At 70.3% G+C, this 11,745-nt stretch carries 10 protein-coding genes and 1 pseudogene; 3 read left to right on the forward strand and 8 right to left on the reverse strand.

Annotated elements, in window-relative coordinates; all coding sequences use genetic code 11:
* Nucleotides 1–1,127, forward strand: a 1,127-nt coding sequence (locus G6023_RS15105; protein WP_182636286.1) for an HNH endonuclease signature motif containing protein, incomplete at its 5' end; no start/stop codon positions are given.
* An 85-nt stretch (nt 1,128–1,212) separates the two neighbouring features.
* Here the strand turns inward: G6023_RS15105 and gatB are convergent.
* From gatB to gatC, 5 genes are read right to left on the reverse strand one after another with little or no spacing between them, the layout of a single operon-like run.
* A complete protein-coding gene (gene gatB, locus G6023_RS15110) occupies nt 1,213–2,694 on the reverse strand; it encodes an Asp-tRNA(Asn)/Glu-tRNA(Gln) amidotransferase subunit GatB (RefSeq protein WP_067718563.1) in 1,482 nt (493 codons plus the stop codon).
* Between the two features lie 10 nt (nt 2,695–2,704).
* Entirely contained in the window at nt 2,705–3,739 is a 1,035-nt protein-coding gene (locus G6023_RS15115) for an ATP-dependent 6-phosphofructokinase (RefSeq protein ID WP_182636289.1), read from the reverse strand.
* A gap of 57 nt (nt 3,740–3,796) precedes the next feature.
* Nucleotides 3,797–5,182, reverse strand: coding sequence for a DHA2 family efflux MFS transporter permease subunit (locus tag G6023_RS15120; protein WP_182636293.1), 1,386 nt, complete (start codon nt 5,180–5,182; stop codon nt 3,797–3,799).
* Nucleotides 5,179–6,633, reverse strand: coding sequence for an Asp-tRNA(Asn)/Glu-tRNA(Gln) amidotransferase subunit GatA (gene gatA / locus G6023_RS15125; RefSeq protein WP_069389665.1), 1,455 nt, complete (start codon nt 6,631–6,633; stop codon nt 5,179–5,181). Before gatA ends, G6023_RS15120 begins: the two co-directional genes overlap by 4 nt.
* On the reverse strand, nt 6,630–6,929 hold the full coding sequence (gatC, locus tag G6023_RS15130) for an Asp-tRNA(Asn)/Glu-tRNA(Gln) amidotransferase subunit GatC (protein ID WP_067718272.1): 300 nt from the start codon (nt 6,927–6,929) through the stop codon (nt 6,630–6,632). Before gatC ends, gatA begins: the two co-directional genes overlap by 4 nt.
* Nucleotides 6,930–7,006: 77 nt before the next feature.
* On the opposite strand from gatC, the gene G6023_RS15135 reads away from it, so the two are divergent.
* Complete coding sequence (locus G6023_RS15135) at nt 7,007–7,663, forward strand: ACT domain-containing protein (protein ID WP_067718565.1); 657 nt, start codon at nt 7,007–7,009, stop codon at nt 7,661–7,663.
* 48 nt (nt 7,664–7,711) lie between these two features.
* Here the strand turns inward: G6023_RS15135 and G6023_RS15140 are convergent, their stop codons facing one another.
* Nucleotides 7,712–8,086 (reverse strand): hypothetical protein, encoded by a 375-nt coding sequence (locus tag G6023_RS15140; protein ID WP_182636296.1) that lies wholly within the window; start codon nt 8,084–8,086, stop codon nt 7,712–7,714.
* Nucleotides 8,083–10,317: an NAD-dependent DNA ligase LigA gene (ligA, locus tag G6023_RS15145; RefSeq protein WP_347570786.1), complete on the reverse strand. Its 2,235-nt coding sequence runs from the start codon at nt 10,315–10,317 to the stop codon at nt 8,083–8,085. Before ligA ends, G6023_RS15140 begins: the two co-directional genes overlap by 4 nt.
* Before the next feature lie 59 nt (nt 10,318–10,376).
* On the opposite strand from ligA, the gene G6023_RS15150 reads away from it, so the two are divergent.
* On the forward strand, nt 10,377–11,072 hold the full coding sequence (locus tag G6023_RS15150) for an exonuclease domain-containing protein (protein ID WP_096905274.1): 696 nt from the start codon (nt 10,377–10,379) through the stop codon (nt 11,070–11,072).
* Between the two features lie 48 nt (nt 11,073–11,120).
* On the opposite strand, the pseudogene G6023_RS15155 reads toward G6023_RS15150, so the two are convergent.
* A pseudogene (locus tag G6023_RS15155) lies at nt 11,121–11,745 on the reverse strand (cobalamin-independent methionine synthase); the annotation flags it as partial.

Below are 11,745 nucleotides of genomic sequence, written 5' to 3' on the forward strand. Positions count from 1 at the left end.
CCGGCGTGCCCGACGAGGTCGTCGGCGCCGTCGAGTCCGATGTCATCGGCCGCCTCACCCGGGCCCTTGCCGGCGGCCACCGGCCCAGCCGCTCCGCACTGGACACCTCCGTCGACAACGCGGTCGCACGCCACGCCCCACAAGCCGCCCAGGACGCCGCAGACGCCGCCGCCGAAGAACGGACCGTGCGGTTCCGCCCCGGACGCAACGGCATGACCTCCATGTGGGCCAACCTGCCCTCCGGCGACGCCGAGAAGCTGCGCCGCCGCATCGAGGCCGCCGCCCGTGCCGCCGCAGACCTGTGCCATCCCCGCAGCCGCAACCAACTCCGCGCCGACGCCCTCATCGCCCTGGGCGACCCCAACACCACCGACATCGCCGACCCCGCACACCACCCCGAGGACACCGCGAACACCGTCGACGGCGACCGCGGACACCTGCCCCCGCTGGGCGCCTCGTGGGGCACCGACAAGCCCGTCCGCATCTCGGTCATCAACACCATCGCCCAAGGACTGCCCAACCAGGTCCAGTTCGTCAACGGCGCCTACGCCAGCTTCGACTGGCTGTGCGAGGAGATCCTCTCCGGTGGCGACGCCACAGTCCGGTTCGAACTCATCGACCCCGCCCCCGGCACCCTCGACGCCCCCGAAGCACTCCTCAAATACTTCATCACCCCGGCCCTGGCCGAACGGATCCGACTACGCGACGGGACCTGCCGCCACCCCGGATGCACCGTCGACGCCCACGATTGCGAGATCGACCACGTCATCGCGTTCGATCACAGGCGCCCCGAACTGGGCGGCCCCACCGCCGAGTGGAACCTGATGTGCCTCTGCCGCAAACACCACCGCGAAAAGACCTTCGGCCACTGCGCCTACCGCCCCGGCCCCCTCGGCGAGCTGACCATCATCACCGAAACCGGCCACGAACACCACACCAACCCCACCGGCCCCCTGGCCCAGGCACGCAACCACATCCTCGAACACCAATGGCGAGAACACCTCGACCGCCTCACCGCCGACGACGGCCACCTCACCAACCCGCCAGGCACCACCCGGCCGAACGCCACCGGTACCGACCGGCGACTCCGCCCTGATGACGCGACCGAGGGCGATCAGTCCGCATAGCCATGGTCAGTCGGCGTGGGTGGCCGTGCCGATTCAGGTACCGTGCCGATTTCGCTACCGTGCCGATTCAGCTACCGTGCGAGTTTCAGTTGCACGCCGCGATGACCAGCTCTTTCACGCGCGCCGGGTCGGCCTGACCGCGGGTCGCCTTCATGACGGCACCGACGATCGCTCCGGCGGCCTGGACCTTGCCCGAACGGATCTTCTCCGCGATGTCGGGCTGCGCGGCCAGGGCGTCGTCGACGGCCTTCTGCAGCGCCGAGTCGTCTCGCACCACCTCGAGGCCCTTGTCGGCGACGATCTGGTCCGGCTCGCCCTCGCCGTCGAGGACGGCGTCGACGACCTGGCGGCCGAGCTTGTTGGTGAGCTTGCCCTCGGCGACCAACTCGATCACGCGCGCCAGCTGCACCGGCGAGATCTCGAGTTCGGTGAGCGCGACGCCACGCTTGTTGGACTGCTGGGTCAGGTACGACACCCACCACGAGCGGGCCTCGGCGGCCGGTGCGCCCGCGTCCACCGTGGCGAGGATCAGGTCGAGGGCCCCGGCGTTGACGAGGTCGCGCATCTCCTCGTCCGAGACGCCCCAGTCCGCCTGGACCCGTGCGCGGCGCACCCACGGCAGCTCCGGCAGTGTCGCGCGGATCTCCTCGATGAGCTCCTCGGTCGGCTCGACGGGCGCGAGATCCGGCTCCGGGAAGTAGCGGTAGTCCTCCGCCGATTCCTTCGGCCGGCCCGAGGTGGTGGTGCCGTCCGACTCGTGGAAGTGCCGCGTCTCGAGCACGACCTCGTCACCCGCGGTGAGCACGTCCGCCTGGCGGCACATCTCGTGGCGCACCGCGATCTCGACGCTGCGGAGGGAGTTGACGTTCTTGGTCTCGGTGCGGGTACCGAACTCGGTGGCGCCCTTCGGCATCAACGAGACGTTCGCATCGCAGCGCATCGAGCCCTGGTCCATCCGGACGTCGGACACGTCGAGGCTCCGGAGCAGATCACGCAGCGTCGTGACGTAGGCGCGCGCGATCTCGGGCGCCCGCTCCCCCGCACCGACGATCGGCTTGGAGACGATCTCGATGAGCGGCACGCCCGCGCGGTTGAAGTCGAGCAGCGAGTGGGTGGCGCCGTGGATGCGACCGGTGGCGGACCCGACGTGGGTGGACTTGCCGGTGTCCTCCTCCATGTGCGCGCGCTCGACCTCCACGCGCCACGTGCTGCCGTCCTCGAGCTGCACGTCGAGGTACCCGTCGTGGGCGATGGGCTCGTCGTACTGCGAGATCTGGTAGTTCTTCGGCTGGTCCGGGTAGAAATAGTTCTTCCGGGCGAACCTGCTGTACGGCGCGATCGAGCAGTTCAGCGCCAGACCGATCTTGATGGCCCACTCCACCGCCTGGCGGTTGGCCACCGGCAACGCGCCCGGCAGGCCGATGCACACCGGACACACCTGGGTGTTGGGATCCGCCCCGAACGCGGTGGGACACCCGCAGAACATCTTGGTGTTGGTGTGCAGCTCTACGTGCACCTCCATGCCCATGACGGGATCGAAACGTGACACGACCTCGGTGAACTCCATGCGGAACAATCTAGCCGAAGAGGCATGCGGCCTCGCGGTAGCGGTCCTCCGGGACGGTCTTGAGCACGGCGACCGCGTCCTCTACCGGCACCATCTCGATCGACTCCCCACGGAGCGCGACGATCTGCCCGAAATCCCCCCGGTGCGCGGCGTGCGCCGCGTGTACCCCGAAACGGGTCGCGAGCACGCGGTCGTACGCGGTCGGCGTACCGCCGCGCTGGATGTGGCCGAGCACGGTCGTCCGGACGTCGCGGTTCATCCGCTCCTTGATCGCCGCGGCCATCTGGTCGGCCACCCCGGTGAACACCTCGTGGCCGAACTGGTCGTTGCCTCCCTCGCGCAACGTCATGCCGGAACCCTCGACCGGCGTGGCCCCCTCGGCGACCACGCAGATCCCGTACGCCTCCCCCATCTGGAACCGGCGCTTCATCACCTTGCACACGTAGTCGATGTCGAACGGGACCTCGGGGATCACGATCATGTGTGCACCGGACGCCAGGCCCGCGTGCAGTGCGATCCACCCGGCGTGCCTGCCCATCACCTCGACGAGCATGACCCGCTCGTGCGACTCCGCCGTCGTGTGCAGCCGGTCGATGGCATCGGAGGCGATCGAGACGGCGGTGTCGAAGCCGAAGGTGTAATCGGTGCCGCCGACGTCGTTGTCGATGGTCTTGGGCACCCCCACCACGGGGATGCCGTTCTCGGTCAGCCAGCGGGCCGCCTTGAGCGTGCCGTCTCCGCCGATCGCGACGAGCGCGTCGATCGCGTGCCGCTCGAGGGTCTGGCGGATGACCGGCAGGCTCGCAGTGAGGATGTCGGGGTTCAGTCGGCCGGTTCCGAGGATCGTGCCACCGCGGAGCAGGATGCGATCGATGCCCTCGTCGTCGAACAGCGGCACGGCACGGTCGTTCACCAGCCCGGACCACCCGTCCTGGAACCCCAGGACCGGGGAGTCGTACTCCGAGTTGGCGGTGCGGACCAAAGCGCGGATGACCGCGTTGAGTCCCGGACAGTCGCCGCCGGCGGTCAGTACACCTATACGCACGTCGAGCTCCTCTCGGTTACCCCGCAGTCTAGGTCCGCCCGCCCCGCATCGCGGCGGTCACCGCCCCGGGCTCACCGACTGTTCACCGGTACGGAACGCCATGGTGGCCAGACCTCCCAGCAGGACGACAACAGCGGGGAGGAACATCGCGTCGGCCACCGCCTGGCCGATGTCACCGTGGGCCACGAACCGGGCCTGTACCACCGCGCCGATCGCGGCGGACCCCAGCACCGCCCCGACCTGGCGGGTGGTGTTGTAGACACCGGATCCCGCGCCCGCCGACGCCAACTCGAGGCGTCGCATCGCGGTCGACGACGTCGGCGCCCACACACACCCGTTGGCCACCCCCATGAGGGCGATCGGACCGAGCAGGACGGGGATCGAGGTCTGGGCGTCCATCACCAGCGCGAGCCAGAACAGGGAGACCGCATACGAGAAGTAGCCGATGCCCGTGAAGATCCGCGGATCGAGACGATCCGCCCAGCGTCCGACCAACGGCGCCAGAACACCCGCGATCAGGGCCATGGGCAGCAACATCATCCCCGCGCGGGTCGGGCTGAGTTCCTTGACCCCCTGGAGGTAGAACATGAGCGGCACCATCGTGCCGGCGGTGACGAAGCCGATCGTCGAGACGCCGAACGTGCCGATCGAGAAGTTGCGGTCCCGGAACAGTCGTAGAGGTACGAGCGGCTCGGTGCGGACGCGGGACTGCCACCACACGAACACGGTCAGACCCGCCACGCCCGCCGCGATGAACCCGGCGGTGGTGCCGCCCCATCCGTGCTCCTCACCCTGCTGGATCCCGAACACCAGCAGGAACATGCCCACGGCGGACAGGACGATCCCGGCTATGTCGTACGAGCGCGACCTGGTCTCCAGCACCGGGACCCAGAGCCACACCAACACCACCGCGAGGACACCGAACGGGATGTTGACGAAGAAGATCCACCGCCAGTCGAACGCGTCGATGAGCACACCGCCGAAGACCGGGCCGACCACGGAGGCGATACCCGCCACCGCACCCCATGCACCCATGGCCGCGCCGCGGCGCGCGGGCGCGAACACCCGGGTGATGACACTGAGCGACTGCGGGGTGAGCAGTGCCGCGCCGAAGCCCTGGAACACCCGCGCCACGATGAGGGTCTCGATGTCGGGCGCCAACCCGCACCACAGGGAGGCGCCGGTGAACAGCGCCAGCCCCGCGATCGACACCCGTCGCGGCCCAATCTGGTCCCCCAGCCGACCGGTGAACAACAACGGCACCACGTAGGCGAGCAGATACGCGCTGGTCACCCAGATGACCTGGTTGGTCGTGGCGCCGAGTTGGGTGACGAACGCGTCGGTGGCCACCGCCACGATCGTCTGGTCCACCAGGATCATGAAGAACCCGATGACGAGTGCCGCGAGCGCCTTCCATGCGTCCCTCTCGGGGACGGTCGTCACGCTATCGCGCCTCTCGCGGCCTCGTAGGCGGCCCCGACCCGGTAGAGACGGTCGTCGGCGAGTGCCGGTGCCATGATCTGCAGACCGGCGGGCAGGCCCTCCACCAGACCGGACGGCACGGACATCCCGCAGTGACCGGCCAGGTTCAGCGGCAGGGTGCACAGGTCGAACTGGTACATCGCGACCGGGTCCTCGACCTTGTCCCCGAGCGGGAACGCGGTGGTCGGCGTGGTCGGCGAGATCAGGACGTCGACCTTTTCGTAGGCCGCGTCGAAGTCGCGTGCGATGAGCGTGCGCACCTTCTGGGCCTGGCCGTAGAACGCGTCGTAGTACCCGGCCGACAGGGCGTAGGTGCCGAGCATGATGCGGCGCTTGACCTCGGGGCCGAAGCCCGCCTCGCGGCTGGCGGCCATGACCTGGTCGGCCGACCCGTCACCGGTCCGCAGGCCGTAGCGCATGGCATCGAAGCGTGCCAGGTTGCTGGAGACCTCGGACGGGAGGATGAGGTAGTAGGCGGGCAGCGCGTAGCGGAAGTTGGGGCACGAGACCTCGACAATCTCGGCACCCAGGTCGCGCAGGGTGTCCACCGCGCCGCGGAACGACTCCTCGACACCGGGCTGGTAGCCCTCGCCGGAGAACTCCGTGACCACGCCCACCCGCAGGCCCGTCAGGTCACCCTTCGCGCCCTCACGGGCGGCGGCGACGACGTCCGGGACCGCCACGTCGAGGCTCGTCGAGTCGCGCGGGTCGTGCCCCGCGATGACCTGGTGCAGCAGCGCGGTGTCCTCGACGGTGCGGCCGCAGGGCCCGCCCTGGTCGAGCGACGACGCGCAGGCGACGAGCCCGTAGCGCGAGACCGTCCCGTAGGTGGGCTTGACGCCGACCGTCGCGGTGAGCGCGGCGGGCTGGCGGATCGACCCGCCGGTGTCGGTCCCGATGGCGATCGGGGCCTGGTGCGAGGCCAGCGCCGCGGCCGAGCCACCGCCGGAACCACCGGGGGTGCGGCTCGGATCCCACGGGTTGCGGGTGGGGCCGTAGGCCGAGTTCTCGGTCGACGACCCCATGGCGAACTCGTCCATGTTGGTCTTGCCGAGGATCGGGATCCCCGCCTCGCGCAGTCGCGCGGTGACCGTGGCGTCGTACGGCGAACGGTAACCCTCGAGGATCCGTGAGCCACAGGTGGTGGGGGCGTCGGTGGTGGTGAACACGTCCTTGAGGGCGATGGGCACGCCCGCCAGGGGTCCGAGCTCCTCGCCGGCCGCCAGTCGGGTGTCGACGTCCCGGGCCGCCCGGAGGGCCTCGTCCGCACCCACGTGGAGGAAGGCGTTGATCTCGCCGTCGACCTCGCCGATACGGTCCAGGTGCGCCCGGGTGACCTCCTCCGAGGACACCTCCCGCGCGGCGATCCGCCCGGCCAGCTCGGCGGCGGTGGCGGTGGTGAGCTCGGTCATGCGTCCTCCCCCAGGATCTGCGGAACCTCGAAGCGCTGTTCGTCGGCCGCCGGGGCCTGGTCGAGTGCCTGCTCCGGGGTGAGGCCGGGCGTGACCACGTCGTCGCGGTAGACGTTGGTGATCGCGGTGGGGTGGCTCATCGCGGGCACGTCCTCCGCGGCGACCTCGGACACCGCCTGCACGTGGTCGAGGATGTCGGTGAGCTGCTGTGCGAACGAGTCCAGCTCGGAGTCGCTCAGTTCCAGGCGGGAGAGCCTGGCCAGATGCGCGACGTCCCCGCGTGAGATCGAGGTCACGTGCCTGCCCCTTTCCGTGACGTGGTCGGTACCGGCCCAGCCTAGTCAGCCCGAATGCGTGCGGCACAATGGGCGTCATGTCTTATCTGCTCCGTGTCATGCTGCCCGACCGACCGGGCAGTCTCGGCTCCCTCGCGGTGGCGCTGGGGACCGTGGACGCGGACATCATCAGCCTCGACGTGGTGGACCGGTTCGACGGGGTCGCCGTCGACGACATCGTCGTGGAGGTCCCGCACGGCACCTTCCCGGACGCCCTCATCACCGCCGCCGAGCGCCTGGACGGCGTGATGGTGGACTCCCTGCGGCCGTTCGGCGGGATCCTCGACGCCCATCGGGAACTCGAACTCATCGACGCCGTCGCCGGGGCGGGTGCCGGGGCCTCCCAACTGCTCGCCGACGAGCTCCCTTCCGCGCTGCGCGTCGGCTGGGCGCTGGTCGTGGAGGTGACCGCGGACGCGCGGTGCCGTCTGATCGCGCGGGGCGAGTCCGCACCGATGTGGGAGGGCGGCGAGGTCTCCGTGCTGTGCGGCCTGGAGCGGGTGACCGCACTGGACGACGACGACGACGGCGTGCCGGCGGAGTGGACGGCCATGGACACCTCGCTCGCGGCCGCGCCGTTGAACTCGGGGCACATTCTCGTGGTGGGCCGACCGGGCGGTCCCTCGTTCAGGCCGTCCGAGGTCGCTCGGCTGGGGTACCTCACGGGAATCCTGCGCTCCCTCGACGCCGGCTGACCGGGCGGGCCCGCCGCTCCCTCGACGCCGGTCCGGCACGGATGTCGGTCAGCGGCGGGGTCCGCGTCGCCACGACCACACCGCGACCGCCGCGAAGAGGAACGCCGTGACCGGCAGGGCCCATGCCAGGTCCGTCATGAGGACGATCTGACGGAACTGTTCGTTCGACAGGAACTGCGCGACTTCGTTACAGGAGTAGAGGCAGGAGACCGGGTTCGACATCGGGCCGACCCAGAGCCACACCAGTCCGGCGAACGCTCCGGTCGATGCCCCCGCCACGGCGGAGGCCGACACCGAGAGGAGGCGCCCGGGACCCTCGCCCCGCAGACCACGGAGGGAGCCACCGACCGCGAGCGCGAGACCGACGCCCGCTCCGAGGAACAGCGGCCAGGGGAACTGGGCGAGGGGCGTCACCGGGGTCACGGGTCGGTTTGCTCCGGTTCCGTGTCCGACTCAGGGTCTACGTCCGCCTGCGCGTCCACGTCCGCCTTCGTGTCCATGTCCCCTGCCCCCGCCCCGGCCGGACCGTTGTCCATCAGGTCGACGAAGCCCGCCTCGTCGAGGATCGTCAGGCCCAGTTCCTCGGCCTTGGCCGCCTTCGATCCCGGGTTGTCGCCCACCACCACGTAGTCGGTCTTTTTGGAGACCGACCCGGAGGCCTTGCCGCCGCGGGCGATGATCGCCTCCTTGATGCCGTCGCGCGTGAAACCCTCGAGTGAGCCGGTCGCCACGATCGTCAGGCCCTCGAGCGTCCGCGGGATCGATTCGTCACGCTCGTCGGCCATCGAGACGCCGGCGGCGGTCCACCGGTCGACGATCTCGCGGTGCCAGTCGACGTCGAACCACTCGACCACCGAGGCCGCGATGGTCGACCCGACCCCGTCCGTCTCCGCCAGTTCCTCCTCGGACGCGGCGCGGATGGCCTCCATGGTCCCGAACCGGGTCGCCAGGGCGCGCGCGGCCGTGGGGCCCACGTGTCGGATCGACAGCGCGACCAGTACCCGCCAGAGCGGTCGGTCCCGGGCGGTGGCGAGGTTGGCCAGCAGCTTGCGACCGTTCTCGGTGAGCACGGTGCGTTCGGGTTCGGCCCCCGCCTCGATCTGCTTGCGGGTGGCCTTGTCGACGCGGGTGTAGAGGTCTGTCCTGAGCAGGTCGGACTCGGTGAGGTCGAACAGTCCGGCCTCGTTGACGAGCACCCCGCTGGTCAGTAGATCCGAGGCGCCCTCGTACCCGAGCGCCTCGATGTCCAGGGCGTTGCGCGAGGCCAGATAGAACAGCCGCTCCCGCAGCTGGGCGGGACAGGAACGCTGGTTGGGGCAGCGCCAGTCGGCGTCGCCCTCCTTCGCCGGGGCCAGGACCGTATCGCACTCCGGACAACGTTCGGGGAAGACGAACTCGCGCTCGGTACCGTCGCGCCGCTCGACCACCGGGCCGAGGACCTCGGGGATCACGTCACCGGCCTTGCGGATCACCACCGTGTCGCCGATCAACACGCCCTTGCGGATCACCTCGGTCTGGTTGTGGAGGGTGGCCAACGAGACCGTCGAGCCGGCGACCGTGACCGGCTGCATGTGGGCGAAGGGGGTGACCCGCCCGGTGCGCCCGACGGAGACCCGGATGTCCAGGAGTTCCGTCATGACCTCCTCCGGTGGGTACTTGTAGGCGATCGCCCACCGCGGCGCCCGGGAGGTCTGGCCGAGTCGGCGTTGGACCGCGCGGTCGTCGATCTTCACCACGAGCCCGTCGATCTCGTGTTCGGGGTCGCTGCGGTGCTCACCCCAGAACCTCATCCGCTCGACCACCTCCTCCACCCCGGTGGCGGGCGCGGTGTGCGGTGAGACGGGCAGGCCCCACTCGGCGAGGGCGAGGTAGACGTCGTGGAGGCTCTCGAAGGTCGCGCCCTCGACCGCGCCGAGACCGTGGCAGTACATGCCGAGTCGGCGTTGGGCGGTGATGGCCGGGTTCTTCTGGCGCAGTGACCCGGCCGCACTGTTGCGCGGGTTGGCGAACGGTGCCTTGCCCTCGGCCACGAGACGGGCGTTGAGCTCGGCGAAGTCCTCGAGCCGGAAGAACACCTCGCCCCGCACCTCGATGAGCGAGGGCAGCGGGCGGTCGTCCGACGGGGTGAGCGTGACCGGGATGTCGTCGATGGTCCGCGCGTTGAGGGTCACGTCCTCCCCCGTTCGCCCGTCACCCCGGGTGGCGGCGCTGACCAGCTTCCCGTCCCGGTAGACCAGGTCCAGGGCCACGCCGTCGATCTTGACCTCGCACAGGAACGGCAGCCGGTCCTCCGGCACGCCCGCCTGCTCGACGGCGGAGGCCACCCAGTCACGCAGCTCCTCCTCGGAGAACACGTTGTCCAGGCTGGTCATCCGCTCGAGGTGCTCGACCGGGGCGAAATCCGTCGAGAAGCCACCGCCGACAAGTTGGGTCGGCGAATCGGCGCTCCGCAGCCCCGGGTGCTTCAGCTCGAGCGCCTGCAACTCGTCGAAGAGCCGATCGAACTCGGCGTCGGAGACGATGGGCGCGTCCTTGACGTAGTAGCGGAACTGGTGATCGCGGACCGTCTCCGCGAGCTCGGTCCACTCCTGCCGCACCTCGGGCGGGATGTCCCCCGTGCCGACGGGCTGACTGTTGTCATCGGGAAGGCTCACGAGGACAGGGTAATGCCGGGCGGGGCCTCGATGTCGGAGCGCTGCCCTACGGTGAGCCCATGACAACCCACACACAGCCACCCCTCGCCATCGACCGGAACCGACTGCTCGCGTTCGACCTCGAGACCACGGGCCCGGACCCCCGGACCGCCCACGTCGTCTCCTCCGCCCTCATCGCGATAGACGGGCAGCACAAGAAGGAACGGAACTGGCTCGCCGACCCGGGCATAGAGATTCCCGAGGGGGCGACGGCGGTCCACGGCATCACCACGGCCCATGCCCGCGAGAACGGCCGCCCCCACGCCGAGGTCATCGCCGAGACGGTGGCCGCCATCCGCCGGGGATGGGGCGAGGGACGCACGCTGGTGGTGTTCAACGCCTGTTATGACCTGACGATCCTGCGACGGTGGGACCCGTCGTTCGAGATCCTCGGTCCCGTGATCGACCCGTACGTCGTGGACCGCGCGGTGGATCCCTACCGGAAGGGCAAGCGGACGCTCGAGGCCCTGTGCGGTCTACACGGGGTACGACTCGACAGCGCCCACGAGGCCGCGGCGGATGCGCTCGCCGCCGCCCGGCTGGCGTGGAAGATGCTCGGCGGACAGCCGGAACTGTCGGGTCCGGACTGGCGGGAGGTCAATGCGCGCCAGGCGAGCTGGCACGAGACGCGCCAGCGGGACTTCGTCGCGTACCTCGAGCGGTCCGGCAAGGACTCGTCCGACGTCAACACCCTCTGGCCGATGGCGGTGCTGTAGCGCCGCGTTCTCTGTTACTCCGCGTTCTCTGTTACTCCGCGTCGTCTGTTACTCCGCCACCCGCGGGGTGGTCTCGGCCACCAGACGGGCGCCCCGGAGGGCGGCCGCGGCACGGTCCTCACCGGTCGAGGTCTCCTCGGCGGTGGGCGTGAGGACGACGCGGTCCAGGCTCGAGTACCTGGGCGCGCTCAGTCGGTCGAGCAGGGCCAGCAGCCCCACTGCGGTGTCCTCGGCCTCCGCCACGGTGCGTGGCGGCGGGCCGCCGCCGGGTAGACCCTCCAGGTGGAGGATCCCGCCGTTACCGAGGACCGTCCCGGCTGCATCCAGCGCGGCATGCGACCGGGCTGTGTGCAGCGGCGCGGTCGCCAGGCACACCCCGTCGAGAGGCGTCTCACCTCGCGGGGGGTCGCTGACGACCTCCCAGACCGGGGGCGCCCCAGGGTCGGAGGTGACCGGGAGCCGGATCAGGACCTCTGCGGCCCCGGCGTCGCGGAGCGCAGCGGCGAACCGGCAGAGCGACAGGGCGAGTTGATCAGGCGGGACGGCCGCGATCGGGTCGAGGCGGCTGGGCGAGCGGACCGTCCCGGCGGCGACATGCCAGAGCAGGGGTTCGTCCACCAGGATCCGTGCGCCCGCCCGTACCCGGCCCGCCAGCCGCACGGCGCGCGCACTC

It is taken from the genome of Dietzia sp. DQ11-71 (genome assembly GCF_014144995.1).
GTDB classification, from domain to species: Bacteria; Actinomycetota; Actinomycetes; order Mycobacteriales; family Mycobacteriaceae; genus Dietzia; species Dietzia kunjamensis.